Source organism: Halobacillus sp. A5 (assembly GCF_024189315.1).
In the GTDB taxonomy this organism is placed as follows: domain Bacteria; phylum Bacillota; class Bacilli; order Bacillales; family Halobacillaceae; genus Halobacillus_A.
Genome location: NZ_JAIZEO010000004.1, coordinates 250,698 through 269,314, shown reverse-complemented (window position 1 = coordinate 269,314; position 18,617 = coordinate 250,698). Strand labels below are relative to the sequence as shown.

The 18,617-nt window shown below is 43.4% G+C and carries 14 protein-coding genes; 12 read left to right on the top strand and 2 right to left on the bottom strand.

The window, feature by feature from the left end; all coding sequences use genetic code 11:
- Window positions 1-68 precede the first annotated feature (68 nt).
- Together LF822_RS16555 and LF822_RS16550 are read left to right on the top strand one after the other, a co-directional pair.
- The gene (locus tag LF822_RS16555; protein WP_253925187.1) at window positions 69-692 is read left to right on the top strand and encodes an SGNH/GDSL hydrolase family protein; all 624 of its coding nucleotides are present in this window, start codon (window positions 69-71) and stop codon (window positions 690-692) included.
- 140 nt (window positions 693-832) lie between these two features.
- A complete protein-coding gene (locus LF822_RS16550; RefSeq protein ID WP_253925186.1) occupies window positions 833-1,756 on the top strand; it encodes a hypothetical protein in 924 nt (307 codons plus the stop codon).
- A 16-nt stretch (window positions 1,757-1,772) separates the two neighbouring features.
- On the opposite strand, the gene LF822_RS16545 is transcribed toward LF822_RS16550, so the two are convergent.
- A complete protein-coding gene (locus LF822_RS16545; RefSeq protein ID WP_253925185.1) occupies window positions 1,773-2,414 on the bottom strand; it encodes a hypothetical protein in 642 nt (213 codons plus the stop codon).
- A 108-nt stretch (window positions 2,415-2,522) separates the two neighbouring features.
- On the opposite strand from LF822_RS16545, the gene LF822_RS16540 reads away from it, so the two are divergent.
- Window positions 2,523-3,029 carry a hypothetical protein gene (locus LF822_RS16540; protein WP_253925184.1) on the top strand — a complete coding sequence of 169 codons (507 nt, stop codon included), beginning with the start codon at window positions 2,523-2,525 and terminating at the stop codon, window positions 3,027-3,029.
- An 80-nt stretch (window positions 3,030-3,109) separates the two neighbouring features.
- Here the strand turns inward: LF822_RS16540 and LF822_RS16535 are convergent, their stop codons facing one another.
- Window positions 3,110-3,586 (bottom strand): P-loop nucleotide/nucleoside kinase family protein, encoded by a 477-nt coding sequence (locus tag LF822_RS16535; RefSeq protein WP_253925183.1) that lies wholly within the window; start codon window positions 3,584-3,586, stop codon window positions 3,110-3,112.
- A 394-nt stretch (window positions 3,587-3,980) separates the two neighbouring features.
- On the opposite strand from LF822_RS16535, the gene LF822_RS16530 reads away from it, so the two are divergent.
- Genes LF822_RS16530 through LF822_RS16490 form a run of 9 tightly spaced genes read left to right on the top strand, consistent with a single transcriptional unit; the run spans window position 3,981 to window position 18,611 of the window.
- A complete protein-coding gene (locus LF822_RS16530) occupies window positions 3,981-4,949 on the top strand; it encodes a LacI family DNA-binding transcriptional regulator (protein WP_253925182.1) in 969 nt (322 codons plus the stop codon).
- A gap of 40 nt (window positions 4,950-4,989) precedes the next feature.
- Complete coding sequence (locus tag LF822_RS16525; RefSeq protein WP_253925181.1) at window positions 4,990-7,290, top strand: beta-galactosidase; 2,301 nt, start codon at window positions 4,990-4,992, stop codon at window positions 7,288-7,290.
- A gap of 38 nt (window positions 7,291-7,328) precedes the next feature.
- A complete protein-coding gene (locus LF822_RS16520) occupies window positions 7,329-8,702 on the top strand; it encodes an ABC transporter substrate-binding protein (RefSeq protein ID WP_253925180.1) in 1,374 nt (457 codons plus the stop codon).
- Between the two features lie 31 nt (window positions 8,703-8,733).
- Window positions 8,734-11,664, top strand: coding sequence for an extracellular solute-binding protein (locus LF822_RS16515; protein ID WP_253925179.1), 2,931 nt, complete (start codon window positions 8,734-8,736; stop codon window positions 11,662-11,664).
- The gene (locus LF822_RS16510; RefSeq protein ID WP_253925178.1) at window positions 11,657-12,544 is read left to right on the top strand and encodes a carbohydrate ABC transporter permease; all 888 of its coding nucleotides are present in this window, start codon (window positions 11,657-11,659) and stop codon (window positions 12,542-12,544) included. Before LF822_RS16515 ends, LF822_RS16510 begins: the two co-directional genes overlap by 8 nt.
- A gap of 19 nt (window positions 12,545-12,563) precedes the next feature.
- Window positions 12,564-13,442: a carbohydrate ABC transporter permease gene (locus tag LF822_RS16505; protein ID WP_253925177.1), complete on the top strand. Its 879-nt coding sequence runs from the start codon at window positions 12,564-12,566 to the stop codon at window positions 13,440-13,442.
- 18 nt (window positions 13,443-13,460) lie between these two features.
- Complete coding sequence (locus LF822_RS16500) at window positions 13,461-15,482, top strand: hypothetical protein (RefSeq protein ID WP_253925176.1); 2,022 nt, start codon at window positions 13,461-13,463, stop codon at window positions 15,480-15,482.
- Window positions 15,475-17,745, top strand: coding sequence for a DUF5696 domain-containing protein (locus tag LF822_RS16495; RefSeq protein ID WP_253925175.1), 2,271 nt, complete (start codon window positions 15,475-15,477; stop codon window positions 17,743-17,745). Before LF822_RS16500 ends, LF822_RS16495 begins: the two co-directional genes overlap by 8 nt.
- Window positions 17,742-18,611 (top strand): carbohydrate ABC transporter permease, encoded by an 870-nt coding sequence (locus tag LF822_RS16490; RefSeq protein WP_253925174.1) that lies wholly within the window; start codon window positions 17,742-17,744, stop codon window positions 18,609-18,611. Before LF822_RS16495 ends, LF822_RS16490 begins: the two co-directional genes overlap by 4 nt.
- Window positions 18,612-18,617: the final 6 nt, after the last annotated feature.

Here is an 18,617-nt window from a genome sequence, read left to right as displayed (position 1 = left end):
CCAAATCCAGATCAACAGATCACGAATTCTGGTATTCTAGTGTTAAAACAAGTGAAGGAAGTGATACTATGGCTGCTAAGAAAATTGTAATGATCGGTGACAGCATTACAGATGCCAATAGATTAAACGATCCAGAAGGAATAGGAGAAGGCTACGTGAAAATCCTGAGGGACCATTACATCACGAAGCACCCGGAAACAGAGGTTCACTTCGTGAATAAGGGAGTATCTGGAGACCGCATCACAGATCTAGAAGAACGATGGGGTCTGGACGTAATTGAGGAAAAACCGGACTGGGTTTCAGTCTCGATAGGCATCAATGACGTATGGCGCAAGCTGGATCAACCCGGGATGGAGCAGGTGGACCCTGACCATTTTTTAACCGTTTATCAAAGGCTGCTTGAGCGGACAGTCGAGGAAATAGGAAGTAACCTCATTCTGATGCAGCCGACAATTATAGAAGAAAACCCAGCATCCCGGGGGAATCAAATGCTCAAGCATTATGTTGAGAGTGTGAATCAACTGGCTGAGAATTATCAAGCAATTCTCGTGCCTGCACATGAAGCCTTTATTGAGCTTCTGGAGAAAAACCCAAGCCCCGGCTTAACGACTGACGGGGTTCATATGACATCAACAGGGAATATGCTGATGGCAAAAACTTGGGCGCGGACAGTGGAGAGAGCGATAATCTAGTTGTTTATTCATAACCTCTTCTAAACTACTGTTTTAGCTTAGAAGAGGTTTTTTTCAGAATTGAAATAAAGGTGAAAACTCCTCCATGAAGAATATATGAAATAAGGAAATCGTAATATATCTGAAGAGAGGTGTGCCGCTTGTCCGTTCGAGCCAAGGCATATGGAGCTTTTGTAAAAAAAGGCGATCACATTTATCGTAAATCGGCCTATTTACAGTGGGGCAAGTCAGATGAATCGTTAGGAGCAAGTTTATTATTGAACCCAGGCTCTGCTGCTTTAGCAAAGGAAGTAGAACATTCTCTTAAACAATACGGGGAAGGCAGTGGACTAATTCCCGCTGGAGATCCTACGATGAAGCAGCTTATTAAAATTGTTGAATGTATTTATGAGAAAAACGGTGAACTGACCGGACGTTTTCATATCTATAACCTCTTTAATTTGCGCCATCCGAGTTGTGTTCCTGCAGTAAATCTATTTGAGGAACTCACGAATAACGGGGAGTATTCTGTTCAAGCTTCTATAGTGTCGAGAGAAGAAGTACAGCAGCACTCCTGGATACTTCTAGGCTGGGGGTTAAATCATCAAAAAAAATGGAAGAACCTTAAATTAATTAAACGAGAATGGGTGCAATTGATTCAAGAGGCTGGTATTCCCTCTATTGGTGTCAAGGACATAAAAAGCGGGGGATATTATCACCCTTGTCCTCATTTATATACCAAAAGGAGAGAAATGGTGAATCACATTGTGGCTCAATATAGGAAGGAGTTCAAACAAGATAACAAGAATATTAGTAAAAGGGTGTCGTTTATGAATTTTGAAGAGTACCTCTTGAATCGTCATAAATTCATCAAGGGTGAAAAGCCAATAAAAGAAACGTCTGCTAAACAATATAATAATAGATTAGTTAATTTGAAGAAGAAAAAGATTTATAAAGAGGAACGGCAGATTAATAGTCAGACACTGGCTAATATTAAAAGGCATTATAAGGATACAACAAACCATTATCCGAGAACAATTAAATATTACATAGAGTACTTAGAACATCTGGATAAAAAAGCTTAGGATAAACCAACCAGCTTTAATCTTCTCCGTTATTCTGTTTGGAAATCGTAAAGTCAATTTTGTAATCTGATAATTCCTTTTGTGATTTGTGAAAGCTGGTCTTTTCTTGTTCCTTGGCCGAATTTCCCTGCTTAACAGCCTGCGATCTCCACCAAAGGAACTTAAGGTAAGTGGGGTGAAACAAATATAACTGCTTAGCTGGCTTCACAAACCTGTTCAATTGTTCAGCAGTCGCCGCTTCTCCTTCAGTCACTCCGTTAGAAGTGTATTTTTTTCCGAAGAAATCCACATAGACGAGAATAAACTCCGCCTCTTCATCCCAGTTAGGGCCTTTCTTAATCGTGAACTCAATTACGTCATCTGAATCGATTTCTCTTACTGGTTTGGAGAGGTAATATTTCATGTTATTATTTTCATCTTTTTCCCGCAGTAACAGTAAAGAGTCAATGCAAATTCCGTTCCCGATGTTTTTTGCAGTGATTTTAAAAATATTCTTTTCTTCATCTTCTGATATGCGGTATTTTCTGTTTTGTATAGCTATAATCGGGGCGTGACTTGCTCTGTAATTCAGTCTGGATAACATAAAAGTGATGATGGAAAGAAGGAGCAGTAATAAGCTGAGGATTTCTGATGTGTTTAAGGCAAAACCTGCAATCATCTTTAACCTCCTCATTATTTCTATTACTAATAACTTCCACAGTGGTTATGAAAATCCTTTAAAAGTTTAGTATTCTCTTTATATATCATTCATAAAGGAGAGTTTACTATGTTTATCAATAATACGTCGTCCATATTACTGCCGAATCATTTAAGAGGAAGAAGTCTTCGCGAAAACGTTATACCAACAGTAAGTAATTTGAGAAATATGCTGATAAAGCTGGAGGAGGTAGACGGAGAAGTAAGCCGATTAAAGCCTTGGGATAAACGAAGCTATGCTGCGTATCATCTAGCTACTATTAAAGAAGAAGCTTTGTCAGCGTCTTCTGAAGAAAGAATTGAATTAGTTAAAAATCATGTTTTACAGACGGACCCAGCTCAACTAGGGGCGAACTGTATCGATATTTATTTAGTTGCGTATGCTGCTGAAACTTTTGGTGCTGGTAAACAAAAATTTTTTGAATACATATTTGATAATGAAGTTACTGAAAAAGAAAACTCAGCTCAAGCCATCTGGCAGGTGGGGAAAGGCGACGGAGTTTACTTAGGTGTTCTAAACGAGGACGGTTCTATTTGTGACTGGAACTTCTTCGCTCATTGGGTAAAAGGAGGATAAAGGTAAACCGCTTGGATTTTATTGTTCAAGCGGTCGGTTTCTTAAATTGTCTCGTGAAGCTAAAGCTGCCTTTACCCGTTTTATGCAAGTTCCTCTGGTAAAGGTGGTTCGAAGGTTTGTATCCACTCCTTAAGTTTAGCTTCGGGTATAACAAAACTTTCATCTGGTTTGTGAGCATTTCTATTCCTTAAACGTTCAAATAGCACCTTTTCTGGTACATCCATAAAATGAATTTTAATGTCGGCCCCTAGTTCCTCAGCACGACAACGAAGCTCTTCTCGTTCCTTTCTGCTCCATAACCCAAAATCCAAAATGACATCAACGCCAAGAACTAAAACTCTAGCTGCAACCTTCCACATAAGAGATTCAACTGCATCGTGTCTGACATTGTGTAATGATTCGTCCGATTCAGTCATGTTATACCCATAATGATGACCTAAACCCGCATGCCAGTCATCGGGGGTAAGGCGAAGTGCAGAGTGTTTTGTTTCAAGTTTGCGAGCAAGAGTAGTTTTACCACTGCAAGGGAGGCCCACCATTAAGTGGAGGGTTGCCATGTCATACCATCTCCTATTCAATAAATTTAGTAACATTACTATATTAATCTGCTTTGATAGTTCGATTGAATTGCTTCACATATTATATATATTTATTTTATCATATACGCTATTTCGCCATCGGTTTATAAGGTTATAAAAGGTTTGTCATTCATAGAAACGTAACACCAGACCAATTAATTTTTATAGTACATTTTAACCATAAAAAAACAGGTCATCTTTATTAAAGATAAAATTACAGTCAAATACGTGATCTCTACTCACACAACCAAATCACTAGTTTTTATAAATTTCTGAAAAATATATTGTAATCGCTTTCAAAATTCGATACAATTCTTATTGAAACGTTTCAATAAATTGATTTCATCCGTAAGTTAAGAGAAGAGGGAAAAGCTTGTCCACGTTAAAAGATGTTGCAAAAAAAGCAAATGTTAGTGTAGCCACGGCATCCTATGTCATGAATGGGAGTGATCTGATTACGAAGCAGACAAAGGAAAAGGTGCTGCTGGCGGCTAAGGAGATTGGCTATCGACCAAATGGAAATGCCAAAAACCTGAAGAAAAATAAAACAAACATCATAGGCCTCTTCTTAAGTGGGTTTACGGGTCCGTTCTTTAATGAACTGTTGGAAGGCATTCAGGTTGCAGTGATCAAGAGAGGGTATGAGATGGTCGTCTGTGCTTCAGATGACAAGCACCGGTTGCTGGTGGAGCGGTATGTGGATGGAGCCATTATCCTCAATTACCATATCAGCAATGAATTATTGGACAGTCTGGCCAGTGAGAAGTTTCCGATTGTAGTTCTCGATCGTGAATTAGAGAATCCTCATGTGAAGGAGGTTTTGCTGCCGAATAAGCACGGCATGGACTACACAGTGAGCCATCTGGTGGAACAGGGACACAAGCGGATTGGTTTCATTGCTGGTTCCAGGGAATCGTTCGACGGGGAAAGCCGCTTGGAAGGGTTCCGGGAATCTCTTTCGAAACATGATCTTCCCTTTAAGGAGACGGATTTAATTCGAGCGGACTTTACGGAAATTAGTGGATTACTCTGCATGGCTAAGTTTTTAGAGGAGAACGAGAATTATCCGACGGCCTTTGTATCTGCGAACGATGAAATGGCGATGGGAGCGATCAAAGCTTCTCAGCAGACAGGTTTAAAGGTTCCTGACGATATTGCGTTTGTCGGATTTGATGACATTGACTTATCGAGATACGTGCAGCCGGCTTTGACGACGGTCCGCGTTCAAAAAAAGCAATGGGGACAGACGGCAGCTGAAGCTTTATTCGCTATGCTGCAAAAGAAAGAAGGAATCGATGAAGCGGAGATACCTATTGAGTTTATTCCGCGTCAATCAAGCTAGAAAGGAGGTGTGAACGATTAAAGTAAAAGATGAGAAGATCATGATCAATGGTACAGAAACGATCGTTTTTGGTGCGGAGCTTCATTATTTTCGAATTCCAAAGGAGGATTGGCTGGATCGTGTCCGTCAGGTTAAGGAAGCGGGGGTTAATATGGTCAGCACCTATGTGCCATGGATCTTTCATGAATACGAAGAGGGGGCCATCGATTTGACAGGGGAGACGAGAGCTGAGCGTGATTTTCAAAGCTTTCTTCAGCTGCTGGCGGATGAAGGGATGTACTGTCTGGTCCGCCCCGGTCCTTACGTTATGGCAGAAATTGTGGATCACGGAGTTCCGACATGGTTTATCGACCATTACCCTGAGGCGCTGGCCTACACGGAGAAGGGGGACGGCCACCCGACACGAGTCGTCAGTTACATGCACCCGGCGTTTTTAGAAAAAGTGGAAAGGTGGTATCACTCGGTTTGTTCTGTAATTGAGCCGTTTCAAATTAAGCATGGCGGTCCTGTCATTATGTTTCAGCTCGATAATGAAGAAGGAATGTTTCACTGGGTGACGAACGAGGGTGATTATAATGAAGTGACGAAGCAGCAATTTGAACAATACTTAAAAGAAAAAGATAACCAAATCGATGCACCCTTTGCGTATATGAGGGAGCACCCGGGAGATCAACAGGCTGAGGTTATAAAAAAAGAGTATTACCTGTTTATGCGCGAGCATTACAAAGTGTACCTGGAGCATTTAAAGATGCTGGCTCATGAGGAAGGCATATCGGTTCCTTTCATTATTAATATTCATGGATTTCATACGATTGACTTTTTAAAAAGAGGAACGCGCTACCCAATTGGCGCTGCCCAGCTGATTGAAGCAGCGAAGCTTGAGAACACGCTGGTGGCAGGAGACTATTACATTGGGAATATTGAATTCGATAACTACGTTGATATTGTCCTCGCTAATTCGTTTACAAAAGCGATCCAATCTCCGGATCAGCCGTTGTTTTCGGCGGAATTCCAGGGAGGTTCGGCATCGGACAAACCGAGGCTGCAGCCGAGTACATTTGATCTGACAACCCGCCTTTGTTTTGCCAATGGCATGAATGCTGTGAACTATTACATGTTTGTCGGCGGCGAGAATTACGAAAACATTGGGTTAAACGGCAGGAGGCATGAGTGGCAGGCACCATTAAGCGCTTCCGGAGAAAAGAAGCCCCATTTTCAAGTGATCCAGCATTTAGGGCGGATGTACCGTACCTATGAAAAACCACTATCAAATGCGAAGCAGAGGACCCAGACGTGCTTTGCTTTCTATCCGGATTACTACATGACGGAATATAGTAATCTTTTTTCTTCACCTTTAATTGAAACGTTTCAATCTGAGCTTGATTTAAACATCTACAATGGTGTTGCCAAAGGGCTTAGAGTTAATCGAATCGTTTTTGACAGCTTGAATATTCAAGATAATAGGAAGATAAACGTGGAAGAAGTGCCGACGCTGTGGATGTTTTCGATGAAATGGATGGACAGCCATGTACAGCAGAAGCTAATCGATTACTTGGAAGACGGTGGTCAGCTTATTCTTTTCCCGTCGATTCCGACTAAAGATCTCAATAATGATGAATGCACTTTGTTAAGAGATTACATTGGTGTGGAGTTGAATGGAAGAAGAAAGGGGTTTGTTACAGTCGGTGACATTGACAGCGTACAGACGAAGTATATGGAAACGTTCGAGGTAACAGAAGGAGCCTTTGCCTGGTCAGAAGACGAGAATAAAGATGTGGCTGCTTTTGAGAAGAGACTTGGAAAAGGCCGTCTGCTTATGTTCGGGATCGGCATGGAACTAAATTTTCACCATCAATACGATGTCATTCGCGAACTTGCCGAACGAGCAGGTGTAATCAGCGAGTTTATCGTAGATGAGGAATTGGACGTTTCCATACGTGAAGTTACCGCAGAAAGTTACTTTGTCTTTCTTCACAACTTGGATGAAGTGGAAAAGGTTACTCCTGTCAGAAGACACAATCAACTATTGTTCGAAGGAACTGCTGTTACCGTTCCCCCAAAAAGCGGGCTCATGCTTCCTGTTAATATTCCGCTTACAGAAGACCTTACTGTCACCTCTGCTACAGCAGAAGTGTTTAATGTGGACCAATCAAGAGAGGGTATATCGGTGGAAGTGAAACTAAAGCAGTCTAAAGAATTACTTATTTTTGAAACGTTTAAATACAAGCCGGTTGAAGCTTTTGGAGTGAAGGTCGAAAGAATCTCCGAAGGACGCTTTACTGTTCATTTGCCGCGGTCTTTAGAAAAAGAAATAACGATTGACTTTGTAAAATCAAATTGACGGCCCTGGTTACTAAAAAAATCGAAGAGGTGGATGTAATGAAAAAATGGTTTTCTATCGTTACGTTGTTGACAGTCTTTGCCCTGCTGGCTGCATGCTCAAATGATTCAGAAGGAGAAGGTGATTCAGGCGGGAGTGAAGACGGTGATGGAGTAACAATAAGTATTGCCAGCTGGGCATTCGGTTCGGAGGGGGAAACCAACCTTGACCGGATGATGATTGACGCCTTCATGGAGGAGAATCCGGATATCAATGTTGAGATTGATGAATCGATCAGTGATCCTTGGGAGGAATCTCTGGCTTCTGCAGCTAGTGCCGGGGAAATGCCGGACGTGTTCGCTCTTTCTCACGTACCGACAGGGATGGCAAATGACTGGATGATGGATGTGAGCGAGTATGTTGAAGAGGATGATGAATACGACATGCTGCCGGATTCAGTAAAAGAAGCCGTGACTTATGGTGATAGTGTTTATTCGGTCCCTTCTTCCCAAAATATCCTTGGCTATTTCGTCAACAAGGATTTATATGAAGAGGCTAACCTCGATGTTCCGTCACTTGGATTAAGCATTGACGAATTCGAAAGCGCTGTCAGTGATATTACCAACGTCAATCAGGGTGTGATTGGTTTAAACGAAGCGAACGCGATCCCTGAATGGTACCCGGCTGCTGCAAGTGAAGAGCTGGGCTGGTACACCTTTAATGAAGGATTCCATTTAGATAGTAATGAGTTTATCAGCGGGGTTGAACTGGCTAACAACATAAACACAAATGGTTATGCTTATGCCACGCTGTCTGAAGATGAAATGGCTAACTTCAATGGAGAAGATGCCAATGAAGTATGGATGAACAATGAAATCGGCATCAGGTGGGATGGAACATGGGCCATCGGCGGATATGAGCAAAACGCAGACTTCGATTGGGACTTTATTGGTATTCCGGGAGACAGAACTGTCATCACCCACGACTTCTATGGTCTTTCCAGTTCTACGGAACATCCGGAAGAAGCATATAAGCTGGCAAAATGGATGGGCTTCGGTAAAGACGGCTACATGAAACGTATGGAGCTTGCTGATGAGGAAGAAGAAGTAAGCTTGTCAGGCGTACCTTTAATTACTGATGAAGAAGTACTTGATGCTTATTTCGAGCGAGTTGACGTGCCGGGTCTTAAGGAAGCTTATGGCAACATTGAGAATGCTGTGATCGAGCCGTATAAGACAACTCCAGGCTATGGACAAGCCCGCTGGGAAGCACCGACAGGCGTAGAAGTAGGCGATGAATCTAATGCTACGATGGGTGCATTAATTGATGCCAGTGTATCAGGGCAGGTAAATATAGAAGATTATGCAAGTCAAATTAACGATTTAGCCAATCAGAAATATGAAGAAGAGTTAGAAGCGATTGGTGAAGAATAAAGTTATGGGAATCAGTTGAGGAGGTAACGTCATGAAGTCTAAAGTGCTGATATGGTCGCTGTTTACCCTGTTATTCATCCCTCACGCCGTTTTGGCAAACGGCGAGGACGAAACGGAAGCCAATGAGCAAATAGAAGAGCAGAGTTATCGCCTCGTACTCAACGAATGGAAGGAACAAGGTGTAGATAGTGCCGCTCAATTTGAGCGGACTATCTCCCCTTCTTCATTTACAGATATGGATGAAGAAGAATTATTATCTTCATCAGAAAGTAAGGGTTATGAGGATCGCGTATTCTATTGGCATAATCAAGAATCATTAACAGTTGAAGTCGAGGTGGAAGAAGAAGGTTTATATGAAATTGGGTTTGATTATTTACCACAAGGTGATTTGATCATGCCAATAGAGGGTGCTATCCAGGTGAACGGGGAGTATCCTTTTGGAGAAAGCCGGCAAATTGAATTCCCAAGTAAATGGAAGAACGAAACAGAAGACTTTGAAACGGATCGATCGGGGAATGAAATCATTCCTGATCAGGAGACGATCGAAGAATGGTCACATGTCAAAGCGGAAGACTCTACATATATGTATAAGCGCCCGCTTCAATATCATTTAGAAGAGGGCACTAACACAATTACCCTCAGTAATCTGCGTGGGGAAATGCTTGTAGGAGATGTTCATGTGACTTCTCCAGAGTCTATCCCTGCTTACGAGGACTATGTAGAGGATTACCCGGACGCTGAAAAACAAGAAGACCTGCAGACGATTGAAGCCGAACATCCGTCTGAGAAAAACAGCTCCTATATCCGTCCTGAAACAACCGAGGATCCTTCGGTGAATCCGTATGACAGGGAACAGCTGCTGTTAAATACATTAGGAGGAGATTCCTGGAGTGAACCGGGCCAGACGGTGAGTTGGGAAGTAGAAGCCGAGGAAGCAGGATTTTACCAATTGTCCTTTAAAACGAGACAGGATAACGAGTCCCGCTCGCCTGTATATCGACAAGTGCTTATTAATGACCGTGTCCCATTTGAAGAGGCACAGTCATACCCCTTTTCCTATAGCAAAGAGTGGAGAAATGAAACGTTAAGCAGTGAGGAGGGGGAGCCGTACTCCTTTTATTTAGAGGAAGGAACGAATACGGTCAGCCTAAAAGCTGATCCGTCTCCTCACGCCGATGTTTTATTTACGATTGATGAAGTGATGCAGGAGATTGATGAGCTGTCGCTGTCGATTCGTAAGCTTGTAGGGAATCAACAGGGATCACGTGACTGGGAGATCGAGGAATACATTCCGGATATTGAGGACCAGTTAAATGGCTGGGCGCACAGACTGAATGAACAGGTCGATTATTTGCTTGAGCTCAATGACGGCGAAGAATCGACGGAAGTATCGTCTATGAAAATTGCCATTGATAAATTAGACAACTTAGCTGACAATCCGGATGAAATTCCGAATAAGCTCACTCAGCTGTCTACAGGGTCTAACTCATCCGCACAGTTACTGGGGGATATATCTATGGATCTATCAGCCCAGCCGCTGCTGCTCGACCGCTTCTACGTTCATGGGGAGGATGAAAATCTCCCGAGTGCCGAGGCTGGATTTTTTGATAAGACGAAGGATTCTGTGTCCGGCTTCTTCCAATCCTTTACGGAGGATAATCTTGCCACCTCAGATGTAGACGATGACACGATTGAAGTCTGGGTGAACCGTCCGAGGCAGTACGTAGAACTGCTGCAGAATATGACAGACCAGAACTTCACGCCAGAAACTGGGATAAAAGTGAAATATTCATTAATGCCGGATGAGCAGAAGCTGGTACTGGCCAGTGCCGCCGATACACAGCCGGATTTAGCGTTTGGTATTAGTAACTGGGTCCCTTATGAGCTGGCCATCCGTGGATCAGCTGTTGATTTAAGAGAATTTGATGATTTCGGTGAAGTCGGGCAGCAGTTTTCACCGGGCGCTTTCCTTCCTTTAACGGTGGAGGATAGTGTCTATGCACTTCCTGAAACGCAGGATTTCTTTGTTCAGTTTTATCGTAAAGATATTGTGGAAGAGCTCGATGTGCCTGTGCCGGATACGTGGGATGAGGTCACTAATATTCTTCCCGAGCTGCAGAGGTATGGAATGAATTACTATACCCCATTAGCAGAAGAGTCAGCGTTTAAGCCATTTCAAACAACTTCTCCATTTATTTATCAATTTGGAGGAGAGATCTATGAAGAGAATGGACTCGGGACGACCATTGATGAAGAAAATGCACTCGAAGGTATACAATATATGGCTGATTTAAGCACCATCTACAGCATGCCGCTTCAAGTGCCAAGATTCTATAACCATTTCCGCTATTCGACGCTGCCGATGGGGGTTGCTCCATTTAGTACGTATGTTGAGCTGACGACGGCCGCCCCTGAAATATCCGGCTTGTGGGACATTACACCACAGCCTGGAATAGAACAGGAGGACGGCACAGTGGAACGCTGGGCCCCGGGATCCGGCCAGGCTTCCATGATGTTTGATAAGAGCGGCAAAAAGGACGACTCCTGGGAATTAATGAAATGGTGGATGTCGACGGATACGCAGACCGAGTTCGCGTCAACATTGCAGACGTTATACGGGCCGGAGTACATGTGGAATACAGCCAACCTGGATTCCTTTGCCCAGCTGCCGCTGCCGCAGGAGCATAAAGACGTAATTCTGGAGCAGTGGGAGTACATGAGGGAAGTACCGAAGACACCGTATTCATATATGGTCGAGCGTGAGATTAGTAACGTATGGAACAAGGTTGTATTTGACGGGGAAAATGCCCGTGCTTCTGTGGATGACAGTGTTATTCTAATTAACCGCGAAATGAGGCGGAAGCTTGAGGAATTTGATTATATGGAAGATGGAGAAGTTGTCAAACCTTATGAAATTCCAACGATCGAAAAAGTAGAAAGGTGGATGGAGACGGATGAATAACAGAGAGAATTTAAGTACATCTGTGTTTCTTGCACCCTATTTAATCTTGTTTTCTATGTTCATCATCATTCCGGTGGTGATTGCCGTCGGATTGTCTTTTACGTACTTTAATACGATCGAATTTCCGTCCTTCATAGGGCTTGCCAACTATGTCAATATCGTGACTCAGGACAATACCTTTATGCAGTATGTCCTGCCCAATACATTGATATTCTCCCTTATTGTAGGCCCCGGAGGCTATATTATGGCCTTTTTGTTAGCCTGGATGCTGGCGCAGATATCAAAAGGCCCCCGGACGATTCTTGCTTTAATTCTCTTCTCGCCGTCAATGACGGCAGGAGTGGCAATGGGTGTCGTCTGGAAGATTATTTTCAGCGGGGATCAGACAGGCTATTTGAATAATTTATTGATCTCTATGGGATTCATTACTGAACCCATTCAATTCCTGCAGTCTCCTAATTACTTAATGTTGATTATGATTCTCGTCACGTTATGGGGCAGCATGGGAGTCGGGTTTCTCGCGATGCTGTCCGGCGTGCTTAATATTGATAAGGAAATTTATGAAGCGGCTTATATTGACGGGATTAGAAACCGTTTTCAGGAAATTATTTATATTACGATTCCTTCGATGAAACCGCAGATGCTCTTTGGAGCGGTGATGGCCGTAGTGACCACATTTCAAGCCGGAGCCATCGGGGTTGAGCTTTCGGGACAGAATCCGACGCCGCAAAACGCGGGTCAGTTAATAGTGAACCACTTGGAGGATTTTGGGTTTATCCGTTATGAAATGGGTTATGCGGCTGCCTTGTCCGTATTGCTGCTTTTATTCATATATGGGTTCTCGCGGGTAGCTATGAAGCTGTTTGCTGAAAAAGACTAATCGATTAGGAGGTGTAACAATGGCATCCTTTCACGGGACAAAAATTAATCCAGATAAGTTTCATAGAAGCCAACTGAAGTTCTACTGCGTGCTTATTCCGATGGCGCTGTTAATGATGATTCCGATCGTCTATATTTTCTCCCATGCGTTTAAACCGATTGATGAACTGTTTGCTTATCCGCCCCGTTTCTTCGTGCAGAAACCGACGCTCGAAAACTTTGTTGACTTAGCAGGCAACACCAACGCAACGGGCGTGCCAATGACGAGGTATTTGTTCAACAGTGTAGTCGTCACTGTGATTGTTGTTTTCTTAACAGTGCTGATCAGTACGATGGCTGGATATGTGTTTTCCAAAAAGCAATTCAAGTTTAAGAACACGATTTTTGAAATTAACACACTGGCATTAATGTTCGTTCCAGCTGCAGTCGTCATTCCGCGTTATTTATTAATTGACGAAGTTGGGCTGCTCGATACATTTTTCGCTCATATCCTTCCTTTATTAGCGATGCCCGTAGGACTATTTTTAGTTAAACAATTTATTGATCAAATTCCAAATGAACTCATTGAAGCTGCAAAAATTGATGGAGCAAATGACTTTCAGATTTTCCTGAAGATTATCGTGCCTTTAGTCAAGCCTGCGATTGCCACCATCTCCATTCTGGCGTTTCAGGCCGTGTGGAACAACGCAGAGACGTCAACGTTATTTGTTGATGATGAAAACTTAAAGACATTTGCCTTTTTCATGTCAACGTTAGCGGCCGACACAGAAGGAAATACTGTTGCCGGGCAGGGGATGGCAGCAGCGGCATCATTAATTATGTTTGTTCCTAACTTGATTATTTTCATCTTTATGCAGAGTAAAGTTATGAACACGATGGCCCATTCAGGAATTAAGTAACGATGAGGAGGAAGGGAAATGAGGGGATTTATTACAGCTGTCATCTGTGTTTGGTTAACCATATTGTTTCCCGCACTTTGCTCTGCTTCCGTTTCTGTACCCTATCCAACAGAAACTTTAACAGCTGATGGAAATGTTATCGAAACCCAAACGGCTTACACACCGATCGGGTTGTTTGCAAAAGGAACGGAAATTATCAATCCAGAGGACATTTATATTGATCAACAGGGTCATATCTATATTGCCGATTCGGGTACACAAACCGTTATGAAGTTCGATGAAGAGGGGAATGAACTAGCGGTATACGGTGAAGAGGAATTGAATCAGCCGTTAGGAGTATACGCAGAGGAGAACGGCGATGTTTATGTGGCTGATTACGGCAATGAAAAAGTCGTGAAGTTCCAGGAGGATGGAGAGCTGATCGACGAGTTTGAACGGCCGGAATCTCCGTTGTTTGGTGCCAATGCGCCTTATAAGCCGGAAAAGGTGTCCGTTGATACTCGCGGCAATATCTATATTATTGGTGAAAGTGCGACGAACGGTATTATTCAACTGAGCGAGGACGGAACCTTTCTAGGGTACTATGGAGCGAATACGCTTGCGCCCTCTGTCGGGACGTTTGTTCAGGATATGATCACCACACAGCGTCAGGAAGCCAATCTATTTATGAAGGAACCCCCGGCTCCAGGGAATATTTCTATTGATGATCAAGGGTTGGTCTATACGACAACATCAGGAACGACGTGGGAAGCGATTCGGAAGCTGAACATTGAAGGGGGCAATATTCTACCTCCTGCAATGACAGAGGAAACGAACTTAGTTGATCTCGCAGTCGGTTCGATTGGAAATATTTATACCGTAGGAAACGACGGCATGATCTATGAATACGACAGCTCGGGCAACCAGCTCTTTTCCTTTGGCGGTAAGACGAATGAGAACAACCGCCTTGGTTTGACGACGCAGCCGTCCAGCATTGAAGTCGATGACGTCGGCCGTCTCTATGTAACCGACCGGGAGCAGGGAAATATTCAAGTCTATGAACCTACGGAATTCACATCCGTCCTTCACCAGGGGCTGGCACTCTTTGAGGAAGGCTACTATATCGAGAGTGAAGAGTATTGGAACGAAATTCTCCGGTTGAATTCATCATTCGGACTCGCTCATTCAGCTAAAGGGGAAGCTCTTTATAAGCAGCAGGAGTACGATGAGGCGTTAGAGGAATTTGAATTAGCCAACGATAAAGAAGGTTATTCCAATGCCTTCTGGGAAATCCGCTATCGCTGGATGGAAGATAATCTGGCGGGTGCGTTTATGATCATTTTTGCATTCTTTGCAGTAAGGTATACGGTTAAGTTCACAGACCGGAAGAAGAATATTCTCGAGCCTGTACGACATACTTCAAGAACCATTAAACGGCAGAAACTAGTTTATGAGCTATTGTTTTTAACAAGATTTATTAAAAGGCCGATCGACAGCATTTATTATTTGAAAAATGGAGAACGGGCGTCGATTCTATCTGCGAGTATTTTATATCTCGTTCTTGTCGTTGAATACTTACTGAGAATCTATTGGACAGGCTTTCTATTTACTGACCGGACGCTGGAAAATGTCAACGTATTCTTTGAAGCGGGGGTCGTGCTGCTTCCTCTTCTCCTATTTATCCTCGTCAACTATTTAATCAGTACGATTACCGAGGGAGAAGGAAGGTTCAGGGATGTTTATATAGGAACGATTTATTCGTTAGCTCCGATTCTATTATTTATCATCCCTGTCACCCTTATTTCAAACATTCTTACTTTTAATGAAGCGTTTATTTATACGTTCTCGATGCAGGTGATCATCATCTGGTCGATGGTTATCCTCTTTACCACCATTAAGGAGGTTCATGATTATTCCTTCTGGGGGACAGTAAGAAACTTTTTGGTCACATTGTTTGGTATGTTCCTGACCGTCTTAGTATTCTTTGTGCTTTACGTACTATTTGATCAATTATTTGACTTTGTCAGCTCGATCATGGAGGAGGTGATGCTGCGTGTTTAATAAGTGGAAGTGGGTCATTCTCATGATCGTCTTACTGTTTCCGGTAACGGCGATTGCCAATTCGCTGTCGGATAGCGATCCTGATACGGATATAAAAGAAGAGGAAGAGCAGCGTGCAAATGAAAAGCTTCGTTACCAGTCGAATCAGTTTACACAGCCTGAGCAGGAGGATGGCTCCTCCCCTGAGACATCAGTAAATGAAGCTTATACTCAGGTGGCAGAAAACGAGGACTTGGTGCTTTACCTGGAAGAGGACTCCCTCGCCCTGCAAATCGAGAACAAGCAGACAGGGTATATATGGAGCTCGGGTCTGAGTGAGGATAAAGAATATAACCTGAATGAAACATGGTCGGATATGGCTCATTCAGCCGTCACGATCGATTACATTGATGGAGAGGATAAAACCTCTTCCGAAAGTATATTGACAAATGAATCCGAGGTGTCGGTTAACGAGCAGGAAAATGGTTTTACTGCATCCATTGATTTTGAGGAAGCTGGAATCTCCATGGAACTCGAGGTTATCCTTGATGGCGGTTCGATTGAAGTCCTTATCCCAGAGAGTGAAATTAATGAAGAAGATCGAAAACTTGCGACAATGCGCGTGTATCCCTTCTTAGGAGCATCAGAAGGAACAGACATGGACGGTTATACGTTCATCCCCGACGGAAGCGGGGCGCTTATGCGCTTTGACGAAGAACAGCCGTCGTCTATGGCTCCCTATCAGGCTTCCATTTATGGAGAAGACGAGGGCTTTAAGCGAAGCGACTCTGAAGAAGGGGAAGACCGGGTCAACAGCGCCCAAAAAATTACGATGCCTGTATACGGTATGACGAATGGCGTGGATGAGAACGGCTACCTTGCTGTGATTGATGAAGGACAGACGTTTGCCGATCTGATCGCCTATCCATCCGGTGTTGCGACCGATTTCCACTGGGTGACCGCGCAGTACAATTACCGTTATCAATACTATCAGCCGACGAGTCAGAATATGAGCGGCTACAACGTTTTTCAGGAGGAAATGAATGAGTTCGATGTAAAAGAACGAATAACGTTTCTCAATGACGACGAGGCCAACTATGTAGGAATGGCTCAGACTTATCAGCAGTACTTGCTGGACAATGAGAGGCTGGTGTCGGGTAAAGATCAAGTTGACCTCCGTCTCGAATTTCTGGGTGGAGAAGTAAAAAGCGGTCTGCTGCGTGATTCCATTCAGGTAATGACCGAAGTGACGGACCTGCCTGACTATGTGGACCGCTTAAAGCAGCAGGAGGTTGACGATATGCATGTTGTCTACCGTGGCTGGACTAAAGGAGGTTACACCGGAACACTCCCGAAGAAATTCCCGCTTGAGAATGATTTAGGAAGCGATCGGGATTATGAAGACGTGAATGATTATTTTGCTGAAAATGAGATTCCTATGACCTATTACACAGATTATACGAAAGCATTTGATGGAGCATCAGGATTCTCAGGAAGGACGGACGTGGCGAGAAAGGTCAATGCCGAAACGATTACAAGCCGTGGAGAGTCAGAAGATTACTTTTACCTCAGCCCTCAAAAAGCGCTGGAAATGGTAAAGGAAGAACGAAGCGAATTTGAGGAAAGAGAGATGTCCCACTTAGCTGTAGATACGAGTGCGAATGAATTGTTCTCCGATTTTACGAGTGACTCGTTCAGGCCGCAGGTAATGGACACCTATCAGGAACTGGCTGGGGAGTTAAAGGAAAGCATGGATTCCTTGTCCTTCTATCAGCCGAATGATTACATGTGGGCTCAGACGGACAGGTACTTTGATATCCCGATGTATTCATCGAACTATAGTTTTGTCACCGATACGGTTCCGTTCCTGCAAATCGTACTCAAAGGTCATGTGCCTTATTACGCGTCCTTTACCAACTTTCATAACAGCCCGGAGGACGAGCTTCTCCGTATGATTGAATACGGTGCTAATCCATCGTTTTATTTAACTGGTGAAGACTCTCATGAACTGGTCCACACTCCTTCAGAGGATCTGTACACCTCTCAGTTTGATAACTGGGAAAGCACGATTGTTGAGCAATATGAAGCAGTTAAGGAAAGCCTCGGAGAAGTAGAAGGAGAAACAATAACGGACCGTATTGTCCATGACGCTGATCTGGTTGAAGTTGTGTATTCAAATGACAAAGCCATCCTTGTGAACTATAACAATGAGGCAGTTGAAGCAGACGGGACAGAAGTAGAAGCCAAAGGGTATCAGGTGATTGACCGGGGGGATCCATCATGATGAAGCAAATGACATTAAAGAAGAAGAAAAGTCTAATGGGTTTGACCTTTTTATCTCCCTGGATCATAGGTTTTATCGTATTTACGGCTTTTCCGTTGTTTTATTCTCTGTTTCTAAGCTTCCAACAGGTCAAAATTACGCCGAACGGCATTCAAACGGAGTTTGTTAAGTTTGAAAACTACATGTATGCCTTTACGGTAGATTCCCAGTTTACGCAGGTACTGCTCACATTTTTACGGGAGCTGCTGATATCAACACCTATTATTATCGTGTTCTCTCTCATTATTGCTCTGCTGCTGAATCAGCCGATCCGGATGAAAGGATTTTTTAGAACCGTATTCTTTCTTCCCGTTATCATTGCCAGCGGACCTGTAATTACGGATTTAATGGAGCAGGATGTTACTTCTATACCTTCTATTGAAGAGTACGCTCTTTTTGCCACATTTTTATCCAGTACAGATGGTTTTATTAACACAGTGCTCACCTATTTAATGGATAACCTGATTATCATTCTTTGGTATTCCGGCGTTCAAATCTTAATCTTCCTGGCAGCACTGCAGAAGACCGACCGGCAAATCTATGAAGCTGCCAAAATCGACGGCGCCTCGAACTGGGAGTGTTTTTGGAAGGTAACCCTGCCGACACTGTATCCGATGATCATTGTGAATTTAATCTACACGATTGTTACGTATTCCATATTTGCTTTAAATCCAGTCGTCGATCACATTCAAAGCAACATGTTCGAAGTCTCCACAGGGTTTGGGTATGCCTCGGCGCTCTCATGGGTGTATTTCCTTGTGATCGCACTCGTATTAGCCATTGGTGTCGGGACGATGGCGGTAAGAGGAAATAAAAAGTACAGGTAAAGGAGG

What these genes read in the sequence shown, in the direction of transcription:
- LF822_RS16505 (WP_253925177.1), top strand. Translation starts at nt 12,564, where the DNA reads ATGGCATCCTTTCACGGGACAAAAATTAATCCAGATAAGTTTCATAGA.
- LF822_RS16545 (WP_253925185.1), bottom strand. Translation starts at nt 2,414, where the DNA reads ATGATTGCAGGTTTTGCCTTAAACACATCAGAAATCCTCAGCTTATTA.
- LF822_RS16540 (WP_253925184.1), top strand. Translation starts at nt 2,523, where the DNA reads ATGTTTATCAATAATACGTCGTCCATATTACTGCCGAATCATTTAAGA.
- LF822_RS16515 (WP_253925179.1), top strand. Translation starts at nt 8,734, where the DNA reads ATGAAGTCTAAAGTGCTGATATGGTCGCTGTTTACCCTGTTATTCATC.
- LF822_RS16490 (WP_253925174.1), top strand. Translation starts at nt 17,742, where the DNA reads ATGATGAAGCAAATGACATTAAAGAAGAAGAAAAGTCTAATGGGTTTG.
- LF822_RS16525 (WP_253925181.1), top strand. Translation starts at nt 4,990, where the DNA reads ATGATCAATGGTACAGAAACGATCGTTTTTGGTGCGGAGCTTCATTAT.
- LF822_RS16500 (WP_253925176.1), top strand. Translation starts at nt 13,461, where the DNA reads ATGAGGGGATTTATTACAGCTGTCATCTGTGTTTGGTTAACCATATTG.
- LF822_RS16520 (WP_253925180.1), top strand. Translation starts at nt 7,329, where the DNA reads ATGAAAAAATGGTTTTCTATCGTTACGTTGTTGACAGTCTTTGCCCTG.
- LF822_RS16535 (WP_253925183.1), bottom strand. Translation starts at nt 3,586, where the DNA reads ATGGCAACCCTCCACTTAATGGTGGGCCTCCCTTGCAGTGGTAAAACT.
- LF822_RS16510 (WP_253925178.1), top strand. Translation starts at nt 11,657, where the DNA reads ATGAATAACAGAGAGAATTTAAGTACATCTGTGTTTCTTGCACCCTAT.
- LF822_RS16555 (WP_253925187.1), top strand. Translation starts at nt 69, where the DNA reads ATGGCTGCTAAGAAAATTGTAATGATCGGTGACAGCATTACAGATGCC.